General features: G+C 71.1%; 23 protein-coding genes and 2 tRNA genes. 8 read left to right on the top strand and 17 right to left on the bottom strand.

Features of this window, described 5'->3' with window-relative positions:
- The first annotated feature begins 75 nt into the window (after window positions 1–75).
- Window positions 76–1,254 carry an exonuclease SbcCD subunit D gene (locus EXW95_RS15420; protein WP_174368182.1) on the top strand — a complete coding sequence of 393 codons (1,179 nt, stop codon included), beginning with the start codon at window positions 76–78 and terminating at the stop codon, window positions 1,252–1,254.
- Entirely contained in the window at window positions 1,251–3,986 is a 2,736-nt protein-coding gene (locus EXW95_RS15415) for an AAA family ATPase (protein WP_174368181.1), read from the top strand. Before EXW95_RS15420 ends, EXW95_RS15415 begins: the two co-directional genes overlap by 4 nt.
- A gap of 82 nt (window positions 3,987–4,068) precedes the next feature.
- Here the strand turns inward: EXW95_RS15415 and EXW95_RS15410 are convergent, their stop codons facing one another.
- The 4 genes from EXW95_RS15410 to EXW95_RS15395 all read right to left on the bottom strand — a co-directional run bounded on the left by EXW95_RS15410 (window position 4,069) and on the right by EXW95_RS15395 (window position 5,845).
- Window positions 4,069–5,103, bottom strand: a complete 1,035-nt coding sequence (locus tag EXW95_RS15410) for a PIN/TRAM domain-containing protein (protein ID WP_174368180.1) — start codon at window positions 5,101–5,103, stop codon at window positions 4,069–4,071.
- Between the two features lie 114 nt (window positions 5,104–5,217).
- The gene (locus EXW95_RS15405; RefSeq protein WP_174368179.1) at window positions 5,218–5,523 is read right to left on the bottom strand and encodes a hypothetical protein; all 306 of its coding nucleotides are present in this window, start codon (window positions 5,521–5,523) and stop codon (window positions 5,218–5,220) included.
- Window positions 5,524–5,677: 154 nt separating this feature from the next.
- A tRNA-Val gene (locus EXW95_RS15400) sits at window positions 5,678–5,752 on the bottom strand.
- A gap of 19 nt (window positions 5,753–5,771) precedes the next feature.
- A tRNA-Cys gene (locus EXW95_RS15395) sits at window positions 5,772–5,845 on the bottom strand.
- A gap of 140 nt (window positions 5,846–5,985) precedes the next feature.
- On the opposite strand from EXW95_RS15395, the gene EXW95_RS15390 reads away from it, so the two are divergent.
- The 3 genes from EXW95_RS15390 (at window position 5,986) to EXW95_RS15380 (ending at window position 8,532) form a co-directional block, all read left to right on the top strand.
- A complete protein-coding gene (locus EXW95_RS15390) occupies window positions 5,986–7,008 on the top strand; it encodes a DsbA family protein (protein WP_254605653.1) in 1,023 nt (340 codons plus the stop codon).
- A 61-nt stretch (window positions 7,009–7,069) separates the two neighbouring features.
- Complete coding sequence (locus tag EXW95_RS15385) at window positions 7,070–7,411, top strand: PadR family transcriptional regulator (RefSeq protein ID WP_174368178.1); 342 nt, start codon at window positions 7,070–7,072, stop codon at window positions 7,409–7,411.
- On the top strand, window positions 7,408–8,532 hold the full coding sequence (locus EXW95_RS15380; RefSeq protein WP_174368177.1) for a permease prefix domain 1-containing protein: 1,125 nt from the start codon (window positions 7,408–7,410) through the stop codon (window positions 8,530–8,532). Before EXW95_RS15385 ends, EXW95_RS15380 begins: the two co-directional genes overlap by 4 nt.
- Window positions 8,533–8,579: 47 nt before the next feature.
- Here the strand turns inward: EXW95_RS15380 and EXW95_RS15375 are convergent, their stop codons facing one another.
- The gene (locus EXW95_RS15375) at window positions 8,580–8,732 is read right to left on the bottom strand and encodes a hypothetical protein (protein ID WP_174368176.1); all 153 of its coding nucleotides are present in this window, start codon (window positions 8,730–8,732) and stop codon (window positions 8,580–8,582) included.
- Between the two features lie 43 nt (window positions 8,733–8,775).
- Between EXW95_RS15375 and EXW95_RS15370 the strand changes: the two genes are divergently transcribed.
- Window positions 8,776–9,078, top strand: a complete 303-nt coding sequence (locus EXW95_RS15370; RefSeq protein ID WP_371810100.1) for a hypothetical protein — start codon at window positions 8,776–8,778, stop codon at window positions 9,076–9,078.
- 44 nt (window positions 9,079–9,122) lie between these two features.
- Here the strand turns inward: EXW95_RS15370 and EXW95_RS15365 are convergent, their stop codons facing one another.
- The 3 genes from EXW95_RS15365 to EXW95_RS15355 form a co-directional block, all read right to left on the bottom strand.
- Window positions 9,123–9,674 carry an SRPBCC family protein gene (locus EXW95_RS15365; protein ID WP_174368174.1) on the bottom strand — a complete coding sequence of 184 codons (552 nt, stop codon included), beginning with the start codon at window positions 9,672–9,674 and terminating at the stop codon, window positions 9,123–9,125.
- Between the two features lie 77 nt (window positions 9,675–9,751).
- Window positions 9,752–10,504 (bottom strand): PIG-L deacetylase family protein, encoded by a 753-nt coding sequence (locus EXW95_RS15360; protein WP_174368173.1) that lies wholly within the window; start codon window positions 10,502–10,504, stop codon window positions 9,752–9,754.
- Between the two features lie 43 nt (window positions 10,505–10,547).
- Window positions 10,548–11,009: a DUF4870 domain-containing protein gene (locus EXW95_RS15355; protein ID WP_174368172.1), complete on the bottom strand. Its 462-nt coding sequence runs from the start codon at window positions 11,007–11,009 to the stop codon at window positions 10,548–10,550.
- 39 nt (window positions 11,010–11,048) lie between these two features.
- On the opposite strand from EXW95_RS15355, the gene rnhA reads away from it, so the two are divergent.
- Window positions 11,049–11,594, top strand: a complete 546-nt coding sequence (gene rnhA / locus EXW95_RS15350; RefSeq protein ID WP_174368171.1) for a ribonuclease HI — start codon at window positions 11,049–11,051, stop codon at window positions 11,592–11,594.
- Window positions 11,595–11,655: 61 nt separating this feature from the next.
- Here rnhA and EXW95_RS15345 read toward each other — a convergent pair whose 3' ends face one another.
- Window positions 11,656–12,066 carry a GNAT family N-acetyltransferase gene (locus EXW95_RS15345; RefSeq protein WP_174368170.1) on the bottom strand — a complete coding sequence of 137 codons (411 nt, stop codon included), beginning with the start codon at window positions 12,064–12,066 and terminating at the stop codon, window positions 11,656–11,658.
- Window positions 12,067–12,132: 66 nt separating this feature from the next.
- Between EXW95_RS15345 and EXW95_RS15340 the strand changes: the two genes are divergently transcribed.
- Window positions 12,133–13,506 carry an MFS transporter gene (locus EXW95_RS15340; protein WP_174368169.1) on the top strand — a complete coding sequence of 458 codons (1,374 nt, stop codon included), beginning with the start codon at window positions 12,133–12,135 and terminating at the stop codon, window positions 13,504–13,506.
- 51 nt (window positions 13,507–13,557) lie between these two features.
- On the opposite strand, the gene EXW95_RS15335 is transcribed toward EXW95_RS15340, so the two are convergent.
- From EXW95_RS15335 to EXW95_RS15300, 8 genes are all read right to left on the bottom strand, one after another.
- Window positions 13,558–14,826, bottom strand: coding sequence for a glucose-1-phosphate adenylyltransferase family protein (locus EXW95_RS15335; RefSeq protein WP_174368168.1), 1,269 nt, complete (start codon window positions 14,824–14,826; stop codon window positions 13,558–13,560).
- A gap of 97 nt (window positions 14,827–14,923) precedes the next feature.
- Entirely contained in the window at window positions 14,924–15,643 is a 720-nt protein-coding gene (locus EXW95_RS20760; RefSeq protein ID WP_254605651.1) for a hypothetical protein, read from the bottom strand.
- A gap of 43 nt (window positions 15,644–15,686) precedes the next feature.
- A complete protein-coding gene (locus tag EXW95_RS15325; protein ID WP_174368167.1) occupies window positions 15,687–16,211 on the bottom strand; it encodes a DUF402 domain-containing protein in 525 nt (174 codons plus the stop codon).
- Between the two features lie 110 nt (window positions 16,212–16,321).
- Window positions 16,322–18,868, bottom strand: coding sequence for a U32 family peptidase (locus EXW95_RS15320; protein ID WP_174368166.1), 2,547 nt, complete (start codon window positions 18,866–18,868; stop codon window positions 16,322–16,324).
- 105 nt (window positions 18,869–18,973) lie between these two features.
- Window positions 18,974–19,471 (bottom strand): universal stress protein, encoded by a 498-nt coding sequence (locus tag EXW95_RS15315; RefSeq protein WP_174368165.1) that lies wholly within the window; start codon window positions 19,469–19,471, stop codon window positions 18,974–18,976.
- Window positions 19,472–19,540: 69 nt separating this feature from the next.
- The gene (locus tag EXW95_RS15310) at window positions 19,541–19,819 is read right to left on the bottom strand and encodes a hypothetical protein (protein ID WP_174368164.1); all 279 of its coding nucleotides are present in this window, start codon (window positions 19,817–19,819) and stop codon (window positions 19,541–19,543) included.
- Window positions 19,816–20,583, bottom strand: a complete 768-nt coding sequence (locus EXW95_RS15305) for a sulfite exporter TauE/SafE family protein (RefSeq protein WP_174368163.1) — start codon at window positions 20,581–20,583, stop codon at window positions 19,816–19,818. Before EXW95_RS15305 ends, EXW95_RS15310 begins: the two co-directional genes overlap by 4 nt.
- Before the next feature lie 102 nt (window positions 20,584–20,685).
- Window positions 20,686–22,209 (bottom strand): GGDEF domain-containing protein, encoded by a 1,524-nt coding sequence (locus EXW95_RS15300; protein ID WP_174368162.1) that lies wholly within the window; start codon window positions 22,207–22,209, stop codon window positions 20,686–20,688.
- Window positions 22,210–22,501 lie beyond the last annotated feature (292 nt).

The raw sequence follows: 22,501 nt of genomic DNA, 5'->3' as shown, positions 1-22,501 counted from the left end.
TCCCCCTCTCCCCTGTGCGGCGGCGGGCGGCCATTCTTCCGGGACACCCTTGGCCTCCGTGCTATTTTTTCCGTTATGCGCGTACTTCACACCGCTGATTTTCACGCGGGACGTTCCCTGCGCGGCTTCGACCGCACGCCCGAGGTACACGACGCCCTGACCGAGATCGCCGCGCTGGCCCGCACCGAACGGGCCGACGTGGTGCTGGTGAGTGGCGACCTCTTCGACACCGCCAACCCCAGCGCGGAAGCCGAGCACGCCGTGTTCGACTTCTTCCTGCGCCTGCGCGACCAGGGCGTCCCCAGTGTCGTGATCGCCGGGAACCACGACAGCGCCGCCCGGCTCGCGTCCGTGACCGGGCTGCTGGGCTGGGTGGGCGTGCAGGTCGTCGCGCAGCCCACCGCGAACCCGGCCGACATGATCCGCACCATCGAAACGCGCGGCGGCGAGCGGCTGGTCGTGGGCGCGCTGCCGTACCTGTCCGAACGGCGACTCGTGAAGGCCGCCGACCTGCTGGGCGGCGACACGGGCGCGTGGCGGCAGCGGTACCGCGAGGGCATGGGCTTCTTCCTGCGCCGCCTCGGCGAGGGCTTCACGGGCAGCAGCGTGAACATGCTCATGGCCCACGCGACCATGGACGGCGCGGTGCCCAGCGGCAGCGAGCGCACCATGCAGTTCGACCTGACGAACAGCTACACCCTCTCCGGGCTGCAACTCCCGCCCGGCGCGCAGTACGTGGCGCTCGGGCACGTGCACAAGCCGCAGCAGGTGTCCGATGCGCCCCCCGCGTACTACCCCGGCAGCGTCATCCAGCTCGACTTCGGCGAGGCGGGCGAGAAGAAACAGGTGAACCTGATCGAGGTGGAAGCCGGACGGCCCGCCCGCGTCCACGCCCTGCCGCTCGCCAGCGGCCGCGAACTCCGCACCCTGCGCGTGGACCTCGAGCACGTCGAGAGCCGCCTCACGCAGCTCCAGGGCTTCGGCGGGCTGCTGAAGATCGTCGTGCGCGCCCCCGCCGGGACCGCCCTGCCGGGCCTGAAGGACCGCGTGCTGAACCTCGCGCCGAACACCCTCGCGGTGGACCTCGACGCCGTGCAGGAGGACCTCGCCCTGCCTGAACTGAAACGGGAGGGCCTGAGCCTCATGGAACTCTACGAACGCTACCACCGCGAGAAACGCGGCGACCTCCCCGACGACCTCCGCGCCGCGTTCCAGGAAGCCGACGAACTCGCCCGCACCGAGGAACACGCATGAGGCCCATCAAACTGGACATTCAGGGCTTCACGGCGTTCCGGCAGTTCACGAGTCTGGATTTCGGGGATCTGGAGTTGTTCGCGCTGGTGGGCCCGACCGGGAGTGGCAAGAGCAGCCTGCTGGACGCGATGACGTTCGCGCTGTACGGGCAGACGGCGCGGCTGGGCGCGTCGGGGCTGGACGCGCTGATCTCGCAGGGCGAGCGTGGCCTGTCGGCGGCGCTGACGTTCGAGGTGGGCGGCGTGACGTACCGCGCGTCGCGCACGAAGGGGAGGCGGCAGGCGGAGAACGAGGTGCGCTTCGAGCGGCTGGATGACGATGGCCGCTGGACGAACCTGTCCGACGGTGGGATGAAGGTCATCAACGAGCGGATCCGGCGGGTGCTGGGGCTGGACTTCCGGAATTTCGCGCGCAGCGTGATGCTCCCGCAGGGGGAGTTCTCACGGGTGCTGCACGGCACCGGGAAGGAACGGCAGGCGCTGCTGGGCGAGCTGACGGGGCTGGATCACGTGGCGGCCATGCAGCGCGTCGCGTCCGACCGGGCGAAGGAACTCAAGCACGAGGCCGGGAGCCTGAACGCCGTGCTGGAGGGCGAGTACGCGGGCGTGACGCCCGAGGCGCTGGCGGGCCTGCGGGTGGAACGGGAGCGGACGGACGCGGACGCCGAACGCCTGACCGACGAGCGTGAACGCCTGACCGGGCAGCAGTTGCGCCTGCGGGAGCAGGAGCGGGTCTGGAAGGCGCGTGAGGACACCGCGCGGCGGCTGACGTCGCTGGAGGGCCGCGCGCAGGGCGTGCAGGAGGGCGCGGCGCGGGCGGCGCGGGCACGGCGGGTGGCGGGTGTGCTGCCGCTGCTGGACGCCGCCGAGCGGGCGCGGATCGCCGCGGCGCGTGAGGCGGGCGAGCTGAGGGGCGCGCAGGCCGCCGCGGGCGCGGCGGAACAGGCCGCGCAGGGGGCCGCCGCGACCCTGGAGGCCGCGCAGGCCGCCGAGGCCCGCATTCCCGACCTGGAGGCCCGCGCCGAGGCGCTGCGCGACGCCGAGAATGACGTGGCGAGACTGCGCCGCGCGGGCGGCAAGCCGGACGCCACGCACGCCCAGCCCCTCCCCTGGGACGAGGACGCGTTCCTCGCCGCCCGTGAGGGCGCGCAGCGTGCCGAGAAGGCCCGGCAGGAGCGGGTGCTCGTGCAGACCGAACGGGTCAGCCTGAAGGCCGCGCTGGACCGTTTCGCCAGTGAGGAACGCACGCAGGCGCAGGAGACGGCCGAGCAGGAGCGCGTGAAGCGCGAGGGGACCGACGCGAAGGCGGCGCTGGAGGCCGCGCAGGCCGCGCTGGACGCCGCGCGGCTGGAGGCTGGTCTGGCGTCGTACCGCGCGCACCTGCACGTCGGGGACGACTGCCCCCTGTGCGGGCAGACCGTGACGGTGCTGCCGGACGCGCCACGTGCCGATCTGGGCGCGCAGCAGGCGCAGGTGGAGGCCCTGACCCGCACGCTGGACGAGCGGCGCACGCGCTTCACGGACCTGCGCGCCGCGCTGAAGGCCCGGCAGGCCTGGCTGGACGAGAAACGCGCCGAGTACCGCAACTGGGACGAGCAACTGACCGCCCGCGAGACCGACCTGCGCGCCGCCGAAGGATTGGTGACGGGGGACCCGCAGTCGGACATGGCCCGGCTGCTGGCCGGACTGGCCGCCCGCGTCCGCGCCGCTGGACCCGATCCGGCCCGCGCGCGGCAGGCGGCCCTGGCTGAGATCACGGCCCTGCGAACCCGCGTGCAGGACGCCCAGGCCACCCTGGCCCGCGCGCAGGGCGACCTCGCCGCCGCCGGGGCGACCCTGCGGGGCGTGCAGGCCAACGCTGAACGCCGCGCGCAGGAAGCGCAGGACGCGCACGCCAGCCTGGACGCCGCCCTGCGCGACCTGAACCTGGACGCCGGGCAGGCCCGCGCCGCCGCCCTGCCCGAGAACGACATCGCCGCGCTGGAGACGGCCGCCCGCACCCACGAGGCGGACGTGGCGCAGCTCCGCTCGGCGCTGGCCGACCTGGACCGGCAGCTGGGCACCGCCCCGTTCGACCCGGCGCACCTCGCGCAGGTCACGCGGGACCTGACCGCCACCGACGCCGCCCTGACCGCCGCGCGCGAGCAGGCCGGGCGCCTCGCCGAGCAGGAACGGCAGCTGCGTGAGCGCCTGGAGCGCAAGGCGGACATCCACGCCCGCGCGCAGGCCGCGTCGCGCGCGCTGGACACCTGGCAGACCCTCACGAACAGCCTGAAAGCGAACGAGTTCCAGCAGTTCCTCCTCGCGGAGATCGAGGCGCAACTCCTGACCCGCGCGGGCATCCTCCTGCATGAGATCAGCGACGGCCGTTACCGCCTGGCGCTGCAGGACGGTGAGTACGTCGTGCAGGACCTCTGGAACGCCGGGGAGGTCCGCGGCGTGAAGACCCTGTCCGGCGGCGAGACGTTCCTCGCCTCCCTCTCCCTGGCGATCGCGCTGAGCGACTACCTCGCGGGGAACCGTGTGCTGGGCGCGCTGTTCCTCGACGAGGGCTTCGGCACGCTCGACCCGCAGGCGCTGGAGGCCGTCGCGAACGCCCTGGAGAACCTGCGCACGCAGGGCCGCATGGTGGGCGTCGTCACGCACGTCGAGAGCCTCAGCGAACGCCTTCCCAGCCGCCTGCTCGTCACCAAGAGCGTGGCGGGCAGCAGCGTGCAACGCTTCGACCTGTAAGGGCAGTAGAAAGCGGGCAGTGGGGAGTGGACGGAATGCAACAGCAACCGACCCACTCCCCACTGCCTACACCCCGCTTTTACTACCCGGTCTCCGCTGCGCCTTCCTCGCCGTCGAGTTTCGCGAAGATCATGCGGCCCACGTTCGTCTGGACGTTGTTCACGACGACCACGCGGGTGGGTTTCCCCCGGAATTTGATGGCGTCCTCGACGACGACCATGGTGCCGTCCTCAAGGTACCCGACGCCCTGGTTCTTCTGCTGGCCGCCCTTGCTGATGGTGACGGTCAGCTGGTCCCCGGCCTGCACCTGAGGTTTCAAGGCGACGGCAGCCTCGTGGATGCTGAGGATCTCCACGCCGTGCAGGCGGGCGATCTTGCCGAGGTTGCTGTCGTTCGTGACGATCCGCGCGCCGCTCTCGCGGGCCAGCCGGATGAGTTTGTCGTCGGTGGTGGGCAGGTCCGTGTCCCAGTCCTCGATCCGCAGGGGCCGCAGGGCGCGCAGGTCCTCCAGTACCGCCAGGCCGCGTTTGCCGCGCGTGCGTTTCTGCGCGTCGTGATGGTCGGAGAGGGTCTGGAGTTCCCGCAGGATGAACGCCGGGACGACGAGTTCGCCGTCGAGGAATCCGGCGCGCAGCAACTCGACGATGCGCCCGTCGATGATGACGTTGCTGTCGAGCAGCTTGCTGCCGGGCTTACGGCGCACCTGCGGGAACGCCAGCAGCCCGAAGCTCTCGGCGTTGCGCAGCGCGAACGACACGAAGAACACGCCCAGCGTGACCGTGACGATCAGGTTCCACACCCAGGTGTAGAACGGCACGGTCCGAAACAGGCTGCTCAGCAGCACACTGACGAGCAGGGCCACGATCAGCCCGAAGGTCGCGGCGGCGACTGCGCGGGGCGACAGGCGCACGTACCAGCGCGTGAATCGCGCGGAGGCCTGCACGACCAGTTGCTCGATGCGCGGCGCGAGCAGCAGCGCCGTGAGCATCCCGGCCAACATCAGGCTCAGGGTGTTGACGATGCCGAGGTCGTCGGGCTGGACCGCCGCGAGGCCGCGACCGGCCGCGAGCCCCAGCAGCAGGCCCAGCAGCATGATCAGGAGTCGCAGTGCCAGCATTGACTCAGTCTAGCGTCCCGATCCGGGAAACGGCAGGGACATCCTGGACGATGTTCAGTGACTGTGTATCGAACGACCTGGCCTTCAACGAATCAGTGTTCAGCCAATCGCCGGTCAACGGCTCACGCGCCGCCAGGCGAGGACCCGCTGCGGGTCCAGATCCACCCAGTAACTGGCCGCGCTACCCAGCAGTGCCAGTGCGGCGGCGGCCCACAGGAACCCGTCGGCCACCCAGCCCTGAAGGACCAGGGCCGCCACGGCGATCCCCAGACCGGACAGGGTCAGGACCGGCGCGACATTCCGCCAGAAGGCCCGCCGCTCACTGTAATGAACACGCTGTGACGCTCCCCGCAGGAAACCGACGGCCGCCACCACGGCCGCACTCATCAGGACGCACAACAACAGTTGAATGTCAGTCATATGCTCACGTCCCACGTTATGTTCGCGGTTCTTGAGAAGCCTGTGATTCCGTACAAGACACCCTCAGCACTGCCGCCCCCACCTGGGGGACCCTCGGCCGGGCGGGGGGTGAATAGAGAAATCTCCCGCCGTCCGGGGACAGTGGGAGATCTGCTGGTAGAACCGAGGGGATTTGAACCCCTGACCCCTACCGTGTCAAGGTAGTGCTCTACCCCTGAGCTACGGTTCTAGACCTGAAATGGGGTACTTGGAGGCGCTGACCGGACTCGAACCGGTGGTGGAGGTTTTGCAGACCTCTGCCTTACCACTTGGCTACAGCGCCGTGAGGCTTTTGCTGTCCCTTGCGGGCGGCTGGTGGGTCTTCCTCTCCAGCGGAAGGAATGTTAGCACGGCTTTTCTGGTCTGTAAACAGGGGGGCAGGTGTGGCGTGAATGTGACGTGGCAGCCTCTAGACTGCCGCGCATGATCACCCCCTTCCCCACCCGCTTCCTGGCCCTGTCTGCCGCCCTCCTTCTGAGTGCCCCGGCGGGCGCGCAGCTGCTGCAGACGCCCGCGCAGACGCTGGCGCAGTCCACCCTGAAGGGCCTGAGCGCCGACGGCACGGTGCTGCGTCAGGGCGCGACGACCGTCACGCTGGACGTCAGTGGCGGGTACGTGGTGGGCGTCCTGACCGAGACGGACTCGCTGGACGATCTGGCGCGCGGCGTGGGCGCCGGGTGGGGGCTGGACGCGGCGAACCTGCCGAAACTGAAAGCCAACCTCAGCAACCCGCAACTGCTGGCTGCAGCGCGCGGGGGGTTCGTGGATATGACCGACGACGCGGGCACCGACCTGATCGCCCTGAAGGTCACGGGCGAGGGCAGCGCCACGCGGTACGCGGCGTACGTCGCCGTGAACATCTGGCCGGACAGCGCCTTCCCGGCAACGAAGGCCGTGACCGGCAGCGCTGCGGCGCCCGTCACGCTGCGGATCTTCAGCGACTTCCAGTGCCCGTATTGCAAGCAGATGTGGGACACGGCAATGCCCGCGTGGCGTAGGGACAGCGCGACGTACCGCGTGATGCACTACGAGTTCCCGCTGTCCTTCCACCGCAACGCGCAGGGCGCGGCAGAGGCCAGCGAGTGCGCCGCCGCGCAGGGGAAATTCTGGCCGTTCGCGGATCAGCTGTTTGCGAACTTCAGCGTCTGGACCCCACTGGACCCGAAGGACGCCCCCGCGAAGTACGCCGGGTACGCGAAGGCCGCGGGGCTGGATACAGCGGCATTCAAGACCTGCGTGGGTCAGCGGGCGTTCAAGGCCAGCGTGGACGCCCAGGTGCAGGCAGGCCTGAAGGTGAACGTGCAGGGCACCCCGACCGTGTACCTGAACGGCCTGAAACTGTCGAACTACGGCGACGCGCGTGAGGTGGCCCGCGCCCGCGCGATCACGACGGCGCAGCCCTCGGCGGCCAGCGTGATCGAGGCGCGACTGAAAGCGTTCCGCTGATTCACACCTCACCCGGCGGGTGTGTGCAGCGCCCGCCACTCCTTTGTGCCACTATGTAGCCATGCAAAGTAATGGTGCGGACGGCAACCTGCTGCGCGGCACGCTGGACTTCCTGCTGCTCGCCAGCCTCGAACACGGCCCCCTCTACGGACTGCGGATCATCCAGGACGTCCAGCAGCGCACCGGCGGCCACTTCAACTTCAAGGAAGGCACCCTCTACCCCGCCCTGCACCGCCTGGAAAAACGCGCCCTGATCCGCGCCGAAACCCGCCCCAGCGACAGCGGCGGCCCCCCCCGCAAGTACTACCACCTGACCCCCACCGGCCTGAATGAACTCACCCGCCAACGCGAAGAACAACGCGCCCACGCCCGCGCCCTGCGCCCCTACCTGGAGTTCGCATGAGCCCTGAAGAACACTACGTCCGCAACGCCACCCGCGGCCTGCGCGGTCAGACCCGCAAGGCCACCCAGGCCGAACTGCTCGACCACCTCACCGAACGCACCCGGCAACTCACCCTGACCGGCCTCAGCCCCGAACAGGCCAGAGAACAGGCCCTGCAGGAACTCGGCCCCGCCCCCACCGTCGCCCGCAGCCTGCGCTCAGGGCAGCACGTCCACCCCGCCCTGAGCGCCGCCGCACTCCTCGCACTCGCCACCATGCTGCTGTGGCCCGTGCCGGAGTTACTCTCCGAACCCTGGCGGCTATCCCTGAATGAAACGTCGACCTCAGTGTCCACCCTGAAAAACGAAGGGTACATGACCACCACCGACGTGACGAGGAAGCTGATGAACTACGGCGTCACGTTCCGCCGGAACGGAAGCGTATGGGTGCTCAGTCACCCAGGCTGGCCGGACGCGACGCTGGGTTGGAACGATCTGGGATGCACCATCCCACAGGTATCATCCAGCCACGACCAGCCCCACCTGTGGTTCACGAAGATCCCCACGGCAGCCTACATTCACCCGTCGCAGATCCTGACGTGCATGAGTGCCGCCGAGTGGCCGATCACCGTCACCCCGGCTGGCGTCGAACTGGACGGCACACCCATCCCCGCCTCCTGGCATGCCACGCGGCCCGCCAATCTTCACGCACACCAGTTCGCGCAGGCCGTCCGGGGTCTTCCTCCAGCCAACTGGGCGGCATCATTCACGACAGGCGGACCGTTGATCTGGGAGTCACCCATCAGAGCGAATGAGACCACCCACAAAATCATGGTGGAAACGTCCGCTCGCCGGGTAGCTTTGCTTCTCCGTGGTTCGACGGTGGTTCGCTTCTGGCCGCCTGAGGACCCTGTGAATAACCCAATGTTCATATACACCCCACTGACGGTTCAATCCGGTCACACCGTCACCCTGCCAGATCAATTGAGTTCTCCCGGGCAATCACGCGGCTCGTTTTCGCTGCTGAATGACCTCACCTCCTGGTTGAACGCCCCGCTGTCATCCCGCCCGGCCATTCTCGTGGCGTTGCCGGACCGGACCGATGCGCCGGTTGACCTGACCCCGTTGAAGTTCACGCCCTGATCAGGAACAGCGCCCGGCCTTCATGGACCGGGCGTTGCTGTTGCGGTTCAGCAGCGCGTCTGGGAGCGGCTGAGCAGTCTGTTCTTGAGTCCGTCCAAGGCGATGCCTTCACGTTTCTTGTGGCCTCCCCGGGTGCGTCGGCGGACGCTGACCTCGTAGCCTTCCTGTTGCTTGTCGCTGCCGATGAGCAGGACGGGCACAGTTACCCCACAGCCTCTGGGGCGTGATATGACGTGCGGCACTGTGACCGTGAAACCTGACGTTCCTCAATCTCTGCATCTGGCGCGGCTGGCGCAGGGCAGTCCCGGCGAGTGGGTGCGGCTGCCCGGCGGTCGGGTGCGCGTCGTGCACCTGTCCGGCACGCTGAGTGGCCCGGCAGAGACCGGCTGGCTGGTCTGCCTGAGTGGCGAGGCGGTCGTGGATCTCCCGCTGAGCAACTTCGTGCGCCTGCGCCCCGCCGAGGGCTACCGCGTCCGCGCGGAGGAGCCCTGGACGGCGTTCGGGACGAAGGACGGCACGGTGCTGATCCTCACGCCGGACGAGTAAGCAGAACGCGCCCCAGCTGAACCGGAGCGCGATCTGCGTCGACCTTACTTTTTGCGCTTGGCGGCCTTCGCGGCTTCCTTCGCGGCCTTCTGGTCGGCTCTCTGCTTCTCGGCCAGTTCGCGGCCCATGTCTTCCATGAGCTGCGCGCCCTGGGCGTCCACCGTGCGCTGGAGTTCCAGCAGGGTCGTGGCGACCATGTTGTGCAGGACGCGCTCGACGGGCACCCGCACCCACTTGAAGCGGACCTTGCCGTGCACGGTCAGGGTCACCTCGGTCCCGCCGGGCATGGGTTTGAATGTCCAGCCCTGCGTGAGCTTCTCGAGCGGGCCGACGTGCCGGACGCTTTCCCAGCCGCCGCGCTGCGGGGCCTGCAGCTGCCCGTACTTCGCGGTGAAGCTCAGGCCCAGGAGGCGGCGCGTGAACTTGAAGCGCACGAGCGAGTTGTTCGCGAGGCGGCCGCCCTCGCCCTCGTACTCGGCCTTGGCGAGGTTCGGGTCCCATTTCGCGCGGCGTTTTGGCTCCAGCGCGAGGCGGTACAGGACGTCCGGGCGGGCACGGACCACGATCGTCTGCTTGATGTGAATGGACTCCGACATGCCCCGACACTGTAGCGCGTTCCCCACCGGGCGCGCGTCCCACCCCGCGCGAGTCAGCGCGGATCAGTGCGGGCTGGTCAGTGCAGGTAGTCCCGCGCGGGCAGATGCGTGACCCGCAGGTTGAACCGCTCAGCGGCGCCCACGCCCGCCAGGCGCCCCAGGTCCACCCGCGCCGCCCGGTACTGCTCCGCCGTCCACTGCCACCTGTAGAACGCCTGATAGAACCCCATGACCTCCGCCGCGACGTCCAGGGTGTCCGCCGTGTTCACGAACACCTCCGGGTACGGACTGGCGGGCGCGAAGTACTGGTAGAACCGCACCGGTTCGCGCCACGCGTCCAGGCGGCGCACGTCCTCGCCACTCTCGGGCGCGGCGTCCCCGCTCAGGTCCGGCGCGGGCGGCATCGCGGCGCCCCCCGCCTCGTTGATGATCTTCGGGATGCGCGCCAGGGTGATCGCATCGAACGCGATCTTCGCCGTCATCCGGTGATCCGGGTGCGGGTGATCGTCACTCCAGGTGATCACCGCGTTCGGCCGGAACTGCGCGTACAGCCGCGCCAGTTGCAGCGCCTCGGCGCGGCCGCCCGTCATGCGGCTGTCCCCCATGTCGAAGAAGTGATACCGCGCCCCGATCCTCTGGGCGACCCACGCGCCATGCTCTCGGCGCACGCGGGTCACCTCCTCGTGCGAGGTGTCCCCGAACTGACTGGCGAGTTCACCCAGCGTCGTCCAGACCAGCAGCACCTCGTCCCCGCGCGCCGCGTGCTTCGCCAGCGTCCCGATGCACCCGATCTCGTCGTCCGGGTGCGCAAACACAGCCATGATCCGCATGCAGAGCAGCATACCCCGGTGCCTTCCCCCTTCACCCAGCGCCCTACTTCAGAAAGCGGATGCTGAGGGGATAGTGGTACGCCTGCCCCGCACTGACCCGCACCACCGCCAGGATCATGAACACGAACGGCACCAGACTCGTGATCAGCAGCACCGGCAGGAACAGCAGGAAGAACGCCCCGAACGACCCTAGGAACGCGAACGCTCCCACGTCCGGCGCGCCCGCCGCCGCGCCCACCGCACCCCCCAGCAGGCCCAGGCTGAACAGCGCGAAGCCCAGCACGCCCACCACCAGCGAGTACAGCCACCAGCTGATCTGGAAGTTCAGCGCCTCCTTGCCCTGATCGTCCAGCGCTCGGCTGCGGTCCCGGTACGCCAGCCACGCCACCAGCGGCCCCAGCAGGTTCCCCACCGTCGGGATCAGGAACCCCGCCAGCGGCGACAGGTGCGTGACGATCGCGGGCGTGCGGTCCGGTTCGGGAATGGTCAACGGCGAGCGGATCATGCTTGACAGTACGGGCCGCCCCTCCCTACAGTTCCCAGGATGTCGCGCCCGCACCGCCCCCAATCCGCCGCGCAGAAAGCGCAGGCCGCCGCGCGCGACCGCCTGCCCATCAAAGCCGGCATCCAGCCAGACGCGCCCATCACCGGGGAGAACGTCGAACTGTACAGCGACGGCGCGTGCGACACCCAGGCCGGACACGGCGGCTGGGCCACCATCCTGAATTACAAGGGCAAGGAACTCGTCCTGAGCGGCAACGAGGAAGGCACCACCAACAACCGCATGGAACTGCGCGGCCTCCTCGAGGGCCTGAAGGTCCTCAAACGGCCCTGCCAGGTGCGGGTCGTGACCGACAGCCAGTACCTGCGCAAGGCCTTCACGGACGGCTGGATCCTGAGGTGGCAGCGTAACGGCTGGAAGACCGCCGGGGGCGACCCCGTGAAGAACCAGGACCTGTGGGAGGAACTCATCGCGCAGGCCAAGACGCACGCCCTGACGTTCGTGTGGGTCAAGGGACACGCCGGGCACGGCGAGAACGAACGCGTGGACGAACTCGCCGTGCAGGAACGCAAGAAACTGCGGAAGTAGGTCGGGATGGACCAGCCGCACCTCTGGCCGGAGCCGCTCCGGGCACATGCTTTCGGCCTGATCACGCCTCCCGCGTGAGGGTGCAGCGGTAGCGGCGGCGGTCCCAGGGACTGGGAATTTCCTGGACGTGGAAGCCGCTGTGGCGGTAGAAGTCGGCGGCGTCATCGTCGGTTTCGGCGGTCAGGGTGTGCAGGTGCAGGGTGTCCATCAGGGCGTGCAGGAGGGCGCGGGCGTGGCCCTGCCCGGTGTGGTCGGGGTGCGTGCCGATGTGAAGAACGGTGGCGTGTGTTCCCTGAGTGGTCAGCCCGGCGGCGCAGACGACCTGTCCGGCGACCTCCCAGGTGTGCAGCTGCCAGTCGGGATCGGTGCGGTAGCGGTGCAGGGCGGCCTGGATGCGCTGTGTTTCGGGAGCCATGGCACGGGTCAGGAGGGCGTCGGTGTCGGGGGTGGGGGTGGCGTGCAGGCGCAGCATGGGGTCAGGGTAGGACAGGTCATCTGGCGCATGTGCGGCGCGTGGGGGTGGGCCTACGCTGGGCGCATGACCTCCCCTGCTTCCCCCGAGTCCCTGTCGCCGCCGGACGGGTGGCGGACGTTCCTGTGGCTGTGGGGGTCGCAGGCGCTGAGCGTGATCGGGTCGGCCATCGCGGGCTTCGCGTTCAACATCTACCTGACGCAGACGCGTTTTCCGCTGGCGGAGCAGAAGCCGCAGCTGGCGGCGGCGCTGTCGCTGACCGCGCTGGCGTGGGCGCTCACGGCGACGCTGCTGGCGCCGCTGGCGGGCGCGTGGACGGACCGGCATGACCGGCGGCGGATCATGCTGGCCTGCGACGTGGCGGGCGTGGCGCTGACGCTGGGGACGCTGCTGCTGGTGGGTTCGGCGGCGACGCCGCTGTGGGCGCTGGTGGTCCTCACGGCCCTGATGGGCGCGGTGTCTACGTTCCACGGTTCGGCGTTCGACGCGAGTTACACGAGTCTGGTGCCGCGTGAGCGGCTGCCGCGCGCGAACGGCATGATGCAGACGGTGTGGAGTCTGGCGGGGCTGGTGGGTCCGGCGGCGGCGGCGCTGCTGATCGGCGTGCCCGCCCTGCTGCGCCAGAGCGGGAGTGGTCCGGCGTGGCTCTCGGGCCTGCAGGACGGGGTGCCGTTCGCGTACGCGGTGGACGCGGTGACGTTCCTGGTGGCGGTCCTGATCCTGTCGCGGCTGCGCGTGCCATCCCCGGTGCGGCGGGAGGGAGAAGCGCGCGGCAGCCTGCTGGCGGACATGCGCTTCGGGTGGGTGTTCATCGGGCAGCGGCGGCCCCTGCTGGCCCTGCTGCTGACGTTCGCCGTGGCGAACCTGTGCACGAGCAACCTGGGCGTGCTGGAGCCCCTGATCGTGAAGTTCGGCCTGAACGGCGACTGGGAGGCGCGCGGCGGGACGCTCCAGGGCACGCTGGCGACCCTGGCGGTCGTGCAGAGCGTCGGCGGCGTGCTGGGGGGGGTGCTGATCAGCACCTGGGGCGGCCTGAAACGGAACCGGGTGCTGGGCGTGCTGGTGCCCATGATCGTGTCGGGGCTGGCGTTCGCGGCGTTCGGCGCGGCGGGCACCGTGCTGGGCGCGGCGGCGGCCCTGCTCGTCATGGGGCTGACCTTCCCGGCGATGAACGCGCACTCGCAGAGCATCTGGCAGTCGCAGGTGCCGCCCGAGCTGCAGGGCCGGGTGTTCAGTGTCCGACGCCTGATCGCGCAGTTCACGTCCCCGGCCAGCAGTGCGCTGGCGGGCCTCCTGGCCGCACGGTACGCGCCGGGCGGCGTGGCGGTCGCGGCGGGCCTGACGCTGGCGGTCGTGGCGGGTCTGCAACTCCTGAACCCGGCCCTGCGGCGCGTGGAGGACCCGGCGCTGTCCGGGTACGCGCCCAGCGGGGCGGACTGAGCGGCCCCTCCCCTGCCGCCTCCTGCCGGATGGGTGGGAGGGGGTTCTGCTTTACTCGTGGGCGGTGCGTTCGCGGGAGCCTTTGCGCCAGCGGCGGCCCGGTTCCACCTGCGTGTCGCCCTTGACGGGCGCAGCGATGTGGGCGCGCGCGCCGATCACGGCCAGACCATCCGGGCCGCCGTCCACGCAGGCGGCGATGACGGCTTCCTCGTCCACGATGGCGCGGCGCACGTGCGCTCCGGCGCGGATGGTCGCGTCGCGGAGGATCACGGCGTCCTCGACGACCGCCCCGGCCTCCACGGTCACGCCGGGGGACAGCACCGAGCGGATCACGCGGCCCTGCACGTGGCAGCCGTACGACACGAGGCTGTCCTCCACCCGCGCGCCCTGCGCAATCCGGGCGGGCATGCGGGGGATGCTGCTGCTCAGGACCGGCCAGTCGGGCGCGTCCAGCCGCACCGAGCGGCCCGCGAGGAGGTCCTGGTGCGCGCGGAAATACGCGCCGGGCAGGCCCACGTCCAGCCAGTAGCCGTCCAGTTCGTACGCGTGCGCCGTCTTCGCCTTCACGAACGAGGGGATCAGCGCGTGCCCGAAGTCCCCCAGGCCCTTCCCGGCGGGCGTGGCGGCGCGCAGGTCGTCCAGGGTGCGCAGCAGCGCGGGCGCGTCGTACACGAAGACTTCCGTGGTGATGGGGCCACCCAGCGGCTGTTCGGGCTTGTACGCGAAGCGCTTCACGCGGCCCCGTTTCGTGACCTGCACGTTCCCGAAACGGCCCGCGTCCTCCCCGGCAGGAAGATCGGTGGTGACCATCGTGACGGCCGCGCCGACCTTCAGGTGGTGGAGGATGACCTCGGTGTAGTCCAGGGTGTACACGTGATCGGCGGACAGGACCACCAGCACGTCCGGCGCGAACGAGCGGATCAGGTGCCGGTTGGCATGCAGGGCGTCCGCGTTCCCGGCGTCCTCCAGCGCGCCGGTCAGCGTGTCCGGGCTGGGGGGCAGCACCTCCAGGCCGCCGTACGTGCGGTCCAGGTCCCAGGGGCGGCCGTTCGTCAGGTGGTCGTTCAGGGTGTGCAGCTGGTATTCCTCCAGCACCCACACGTCCGGCAGGCCGCTGTGCATGCAGTTGCTCAGCGCGAAGTCGATCAGGCGGTACGTGCCGCCGAACGTCAGGGCGGGCTTGGCGCGCTCCTGCGTCAGGACGCCCAGCCGCTCGCCCTTCCCCCCGGCGAGGATCAGGACGAGAACTTTCTTGCCAGCGACGCGGGTGCCGCGCCCGGCGGGGCCACTGCTGAGACTGCGGGTCGAGAATCGTGCCATCTGCCCCGCAGTCTGCCCGGGCCACCCCACGGACGGCTGAGGGGCGCCTGAACGCCCTTCAGGTTCGGCCCGGCGGCGACGGTCAGGGGATCGGGGGTCAGGGCACCGCGACCGGGTCGCTGCCGCCCTCGTGGTAGGTCAGGTCGCCGGTCACGCGGACGGTCAGGGCCTCCAGCGCCGCCTGCCGCGCCCCGGCGTCCGGCGCGGTCAGCACCACCCGGAGGTCGTGGGCGGCCTTCGGATCACGCCCGGCCAGCGTGCCCAGCCAGCGCTGCGGTTTGACCCCCCACCAGCCGCGCACCCCGAACAGCGCCTCCACGGCCAGTCCGGCGGCGCGGCACGCCACGAGCACGTGCAGCGGGTCGCCCGCCGCGGCCAGGGCGCGGGCGTCCATGACCTCCTCGACCAGCCGGAAACGGGCCTGCTGACCCAGGGGACGTGCTTCCGGCCCGGCGGCGTGCAGGGCGCGGGCCTCGACGATCAGGGCGTCCAGGTCCGGGTGCGGCCACACGGGGCGGCCCTTGGCGTACATGGCGATCGTGTCGCCCTGCCCCGCGGCGAACATCGCGCGGACCTTGCGCACGGGGTTGTGGAACGCCTCGACCGGCACGCCGTCCACGACGTAGTTCGCGCGCCAGCGGTCGTCCCCCCTCACGAGCACGTGGAAGTCCAGGTCGCTGTGAGCGTTCCCCTCGCCCCGCGCGGCACTCCCGCACCACAGCGCCGCGTACGCACCCGGCGTGGCCCGCAGGCGTTCCAGGGCGGCGGGCAGGGCGGCCTCCAGTCGGGCCTGCGGGTCGGCGGCAGTGTCGGTCATGCCCGCCAGGGTAGTGGACAGGGCTGTGCGGGGATGCCACAGGTCAGCGGCTGAGCAGGCTCCACTCGTGCCAGTGCAGCCGCACGCCGCGCGTCGCCAGCCAGTCGTTCAGGCTGTAGCGGGCGCGGGCCAGTCCGGACAGCGTGTCGTGCGCGACCTGCACGGCCCGCAGCGCCTCGCCTTCCCCGATGAACCCCTCGGCGCGGGACGCCACGAGTTCGTCGGTGTCCACGATCTCGGCCATCAGCCCGTCGTGCACGATCAGGTCCAGGTACAGGTCCCGGACCTCCCACACGTCCCCCGCGTCCGTGATGGTCGCCACGTCCAGGTAGTAGTCGTGCTCGCGCCGCCCGTGGAAGTCGTACCGGCACGCCACGAGGTTCAGCCCCGGAAGCAGGTGCGCCTGCCAGTGCCGGATGCGCGGGTGGCCCGCGAAGGTCCGCGCGACGTACAGGCCGTGCGGGGTGCGGTGGTACGTGTGCACCGGGCGCACCCCGGTGTTCGTGTGATGCTGCCGACCCGGCACGTCATGCCGTTCCACCTTCACCGGGTGCGCCAGGGTCGCCATGACCCAGCGTACACAGCCCCGCGCCGCGTACGTGAGAAAACACCCAGCCCAGGAAAACGCCCCCGGCAGGGGGCAATCCGGGGGGGGACCGTACGTCCGTTTTACGCCGATCAGCTCAGGATGGGCAGGGCGTCCAGCAGCCCGAAGTCGTTCGGGACAAACAGGCTGCCCTCGGTGGTGCCCTGCTCGGTCAGGTCGTCCAGCGCCGCCTGGAGTTGCGCGGCGTTCAGTTCGCCGTTCAGGTACGCGCGGTGCGCGGCGATGACCTCGCGGACCTGCTCGGGCGTCTCGTGCACGAATTCCACCCGGAGGTCGCGGATGCCTGCCGCCTGCCAGTCGCGCAGGTGCGCGGCGGCCACCTGGGGGCGACCCTCGAACACGGTGTTGCGGCAGCCGACGTCCGCCATGACCGGGTGCGCGCGGCCCCGCTCGTCCCGCAGCGCGACGCGGTGCGACTCGCAGGGGTGCCCGCAGTTCGTGTAATCGGTGCCGCTGCTCAGGAAACGGCAGAACACGCAATGCTCGGTGTGGAAGACCGGCAGGTGCCCGTACGCGACGGGTTCCAGCGCCGCGCCACCCACCAGGGAGGCCAGTTCGGTGATCTGCTGGGCGTTCAGGTCGAAGGTGGGCGTCAGGCGTTTCAACCCCAGGTCCAGCAGCGCGCGGGTGGTCAGGACGTTCGCGGCGTTCAGGCTGAAATCCCCCGTGAGTTCCGCCGTCGTCCCGGCGGCCTGCAGGCCTTCCAGCAGGCCGCCGCTGCGGACCAGGATGCCCGCGCCCAGGGATTCGAGGAACTTCTGGAGGTTCTGCTCGGTGGGTTTCAGGATGCGGGGGCTGGCCACCCGCACGGGGATCCCGGCGGCCCGGACGCGTTCCACGCTGGGTTTCAGGCCGTACAGTTCCAGGTAGTCCAGCGTGACCGAGTCGGGCCGGCTCTCAAGCGCGGCGTCCAGCTGTTCGGGCGTGCGGACCAGCGCGTGCAGGCGGGTCGCGGTGGGCGCGGGGGCCTGCGGGCGGGTCAGGGCGGCCAGCGCGTCGTCCAGGCGCGGCGTGACCGTCCGCTCGGGCGCGGCGGCGCGGGCGTCGGTCAGGGCGGCGGCGGCCTCGCGGCGCAGGGCGTTCAGGGCGCTGACCGGCAGGAAGCCCGCCCCCTGAAGATCGGTGCTGAGGGTCCCGAGGTGGTACGGCGTGCCGCCCAGTTTCCCCAGCTGCTCGCGCAGGCCCGCCTCGTCCAGCGCGCGGTTGCGTGCCCCGGAGAGCGGTTCGGGCAGTGTGACGGTCACGCTGCGGCCCTGCCCGTCGGTCAGGGTCAGCGCGGGCGGCTGGCCCACGTGCCCGACGAAGTGCGCGTCCACCGGGCGGGTGTGCAGCGGGTCGGCGGCCTCCACCAGCGGTTTCACGCGGGCGGCCAGGGTGGGGTCCTGGGTGCGCCACACCGGGTCCCCCTCGCGCACGCGGCGGCCGTCCACCGCGCCGCGCCCGAAGCGCAGCTCGTACAGGCCACCCGCGCGCACGCCGTCCAGCGCCGCGTCGTCCAGCTGGCGGCCGTCCTGCCACAGGCCGTACAGGAAGCCGCCCTCCTCGCGCCCTTCCGGGGTGCGCCAGTTCGCGGGGTCGAACACCAGTCCGTCGCCGGGTTTCAGGGGCTCGCTCAGTTCGACCAGCACGCCACGTTCGGTCACGCCGCGCACGGTGCCGACGCGCACGCCACGGTGCCTCGGCGCGCGGCCGCGCACGACGGTCTGGTGGTTGGTGCCCGCCATGAAGTGCGGCCCCAGCCCGCGCGAGTACACCTGTTCCAGGTCGCGTTCCTCCTGCGCGGTGACGCTCAGCGGGAGGCCCGCCCAGGCCTCGTCCACGGCCTTGCGGTACGCGGCGGTCGTCAGGGCGACGAACTCGGCGTCCTTGTAGCGGCCCTCGATCTTCAGGCAGTCCACGCCGATCCGCACCAGTTCCGGCACCTGATGCAGCGCGTACAGGTCCCCGGGCGACAGCAGGTAGCGGGCGTCGCCCAGGTCGCGGTGCTCGCCGTCCACGAACAGCTCGTACGGGAGGCGGCACGCCTGCGCGCACTGCCCGCGGTTCGCGCTGCGCCCACCCCAGGCCTCACTGGAGAAACACTGCCCGGAGTAACTGACGCACAGCGCGCCGTGCACGAACGTCTCCAGTTCGATGTCGGTCGCGTTCTTGATTCGCTCGATGTCCCGCAGGCTCAGTTCGCGGCCCAGCACCACGCGGCTCGCCCCGAAGCGCCGCGCCAGCTCGGCGCCCTCGGCGGACGTGATGCTCATCTGCGTGCTGCCGTGAATGGGCAGATCCGGGCAGATCTCGTGCGCCAGGCGCGCCACGCCGTGATCCTGCACGATCAGCGCGTCCACCCCGGCCTCCGCCAGGGCCATCAGCTGCCGCTCGGCCTGCCGCAGTTCCCGGTCGAACACCAGCACGTTGAACGTCACGAAGCCCAGCACGCCGCGCGCGTGCAGGCCGCCCATGATGTCCGGCAGGGCCTCCAGATCGAAGCCCACCTTCGCGCGGGCGTGGAAGCCCGCCCCGTCCGCGCGGCCCTCGCCACGCGCGGGATTCACGCCGAAGAACACGGCGTCCGCGCCGGCCTCCACTGCGGCGCGCAGTTGCGCCTCACCGCCCACCGGGCTCATCACTTCTGGTTTCCTGACCGCCGCCATAACGCGCCAGTCTACCCGCCCGCCGCGCAACAGACGGTGACCCGCGTCCCCCCGGAACGCGGGCCACCCCCAGAGCGTTCAGGCGACCGGGCCGCTCGGCCGTCCGCCCGGGACACCCAGCGCCCCCGGCGCGGCCCAGGCGGTCACGGGCTGCCCCTCGCGCACCAGCAGGACCGGCGCGGGCGCGTGATGCGCCACTCCCTCCGCCACGCTGCCCAGCAGCGCCCGGCCCAGCCCGCTGCGCCCGTGCGTGCCCATGACGATCAGATCCGGTTCCAGTTCCGCGGCGACGTCCAGGATGACGCGCGTGGTGTGCCGCCCGCGCGCCAGTTCGGCCCGGACCGCCGCGCCCGGCAGCCGCTCGGCGAGGTCCGCCTCGGTCGCCTGCACGCGCGCCTGCTCGTCCGGCCCGCTCACGGGCGGGATGTACGCGAACTCCCCCACCAGCATGGTGTCGTCCAGCACGACGCTCAGGACCGTCAACTGTGCGTGCAGGACGTCCGCCAGCGCCCGCGCGTGCGGCAGGGCGCGGTGACCGAGTTCACTGCCGTCCGTCGTGACCAGGATGTGTGTCATGTCGTGTCCTCCTGATCGCAGGGTGCGCGCCCCGCATTACCGGGGCGTTACGGGACGCAGGTGAACCACCTACCGGATGAACCCCTTGACCATGAACACCAGCGCCAGTCCCGCCAGGGCCAGCAGCGCCGCGCCGCTCAGGCGGCGGTCCGTGCGCCAGCCCGCTGCGGCCACCCACAGCGCCGCCAGGACCGGCACGGCCGCCACCCACACCACACCCACCCACGCGTAGTCCGGCAGCAGCACCCCGCCCGCCAGCAGGGCCACGCCCACCCAGAAGCCCGCCGGGTACAGCCACGCGGGCAGCCCGGCCAGTTCGGTGTCCGTCTTCCGGTCCGGGGCGCTCACGCCTGCCCCCAGTACTTCCACAGCAGTTGCGTGGCGGTGAAGATGAGCAGCAGGCTGAACAGCAGTTTCAGTTGCGCGGCGGGAATGCGGCTCTGGAGGCTGGCTCCGGCGCGCGCGCCGATCAGGACGCCCAGCGCCACCCCGGCGGCCAGGCGCAGGTCGAGCAGGCCGCCTGCCTGGTACACCAGGGCGTTGCCGACGGCGGTCAGGCCCATGATGAAGGTGCTCGTGGCGATGGCCTGCCGGATGGGCACCCCGGCCAGGAGGTTCAGGACCGGGACCTGGACGGTGCCGCCGCCGATGCCCAGCAGGCCGCTCATGACGCCCGCGAAGGTCATGGCGGGCAGGACCAGCCGGGAGGGTTCGCGTTCGGCCTCCACGCGTTTCAGGCCGCGCAGGAGGTTGTACGCGGAGTACAGCAGCAGCGCGGCGAACACGGTGGCGACCGCGCGGGCCGGGAGGATCAGGCCCAGGAACGATCCGGCGGCCCCGCCGACGATGGTGTACGGCGCCAGGAGGTACCCGGTGCGGGCGCGGACGAGACCCTGTTGCAGGTAGCTGGCGGCGCCGCTGAGGCCCACGGCGAGCACGCCGATCTGGCTGATGGCGACCGCCTGCGCGATGGTGATGTCCCGCCCGAGGTGCGGCAGGATGAATTCCAGTGCGGGGACGACGACGACGCCGCCGCCCAGGCCGAGGATCGCGCCGAGCACTCCGGCGAGCAGGCCCACGCCGATCACGGCGAGCGTGACGGCGCTGATCACGCCGGGGGCCTGCCGGGCGCGGCCGGGGAGCGGTCGGGGGCTGGGGTCACGTTCCGGAGGCTAACACGGTCTCCCGGCGTGGCGGCGCGGCCGAGGGGCGGCTCAGGCGCCGGACGGGTCGGGCAGCAGTCCGTCGGGGAGGGCCTCGGCCTCGTGGAGACGGCCGCCGCCGCTGCGTTTGGCGCGGTACAGGGCGGCGTCGGCGCGGCCCAGCAGCGCGTCGGGGGACACGCCGGGTTCGCCCTGCGCGGCGCCGACCGAGACGCTCAGGTGCATGTGCCCGCCGCGCACGTCGAAGGGGTCGGAGAGCCGCTCGATCAGGCGCGTGGCGATCTGCCGGACCTGCGGGGCGTCCAGGGGCGCGCGGCTGAGCAGCGCGAACTCGTCCCCGCCCAGGCGGGCCGCGTCGAAGCTGGTCTCGCTGACGTCGTGGATGCGGTGGGCCACGTCGCGCAGCACGCGGTCACCGGCGGCGTGCCCGTGGGTGTCGTTCACGGGTTTGAACCCGTCGAGGTCCAGCATCAGCAGGGTGCGCGGGCCGGTCTGGGCCTGCATGAGCCGGCGGAAGCCGTCGCGGTTGAGTAGTCCGGTGAGGCTGTCGTGCAGCGCGCGGTATTCCATCTCGTCGCGGCTGCGTTGCAGTTGACCGGCCTGTTCGGTCAGCAGGCGGTTGAGTCGGTTCGTGTCCACCAGCGTGTAGGCCTGCCGGACCATCACGAGCGCGAAGACGGTCACGGTGAACCAGACGACGCCGCGTCCGCGCAGGTCGAGGCTCAGGCCGTTGAAGATCAGGATCAGGCAGGCGGTGAGGACCGCGAGGTACGGCAGGGTCCGCACGATCAGCGTCACGGCCGCCGGGGTGGGCGCGGCGGGGGCGGACCGCCGGGCGAGCAGCGCGAACCCCACCGCCTGCCCGGTCGTGCCCCAGGTCCACAGCAGGTCGGTCAGGCCGACGGGAATGCGCACGGGGCCGTCGATGAGGTACAGCAGGTCCGCGGCGACGTAGGCCAGCAGGCCCGCCACGAGCGGCCAGGTGGGCGCGCGGTCCACCCGCAGCCGCAGCAGCACCAGGGTCAGGAGGATCACGTCCAGCATGACGTAAGACACGTTCACGGACTTGAACAGCAGCGTGGTGCGCGGGTCGGCCAGCAGCGGCACGAGGCCCAGCACCCAGGAGAGTTCCGCGACGACCACGCCGGTGATCAGGCTGTCGAGCACCCATTCGGGCGGGGTCAGGCGCCGCTCGCGGGGTGCCGGGCGCGGTCCGGTGCGGGCGGCGCCCAGCAGCAGCGCCACCAGCCCCAGGTAGTACGCGTGGTACAGCGCGTCCCCGACGCCGTAATCGGGGGCGCGCAGGTCCCGCAGGTCGTACGCGGCGACCAGGATGATCTCGGCGCCCGCCAGGAAGGTCAGGCAGACGGCGGCCCACACCGCCAGCCGCCGGTCGCGCGCGCCGCGGACCGCCTGCCAGCTGGCCAGCGCGGCCAGGGCCGGAACGAACAGGTACAGCCGGTCCGAGACGGTCAGGAGTTCCCCGGCGCGGTGACTGTAGATCAACGACACGCTGTGCGCGGCGGCCAGCAGCAGCAGCGGCACGAACAGGGTGGGCAGCGGGAAGGGGCGCATGGGCGGTCCAGTCCCAGGGTAGCGCGCGGCACTCCGCCGTGGCCTCCGCGCGTTCCCACCCGGCCAGGGGTGCTGCGGGGGGTGCCTTCGGGCTTCACGTGATGCCACGTCCGCCGGAGTCGCCCGGTGGCCTCCTCGCCTTTCTTTCGCTTCGCTCCACTGCGGCGCAGCTCTGCGGGTCGCGCGGGGGGCGAGGGGACACCGGCTCGTGTTCAGGTCGCTTCATCCCGTCTGGCCCGCCCAGGACGGCGTCAGGGCACGGGGGACCGCAGTGCACGGCCGATCTGACCGG

The organism is Deinococcus sp. JMULE3, from assembly GCF_013337115.1.
Taxonomy (GTDB): Bacteria; Deinococcota; Deinococci; order Deinococcales; family Deinococcaceae; genus Deinococcus.
Note: the sequence above shows the minus strand (reverse complement) of the source record. Positions and strands in the feature narration are given on the sequence as shown.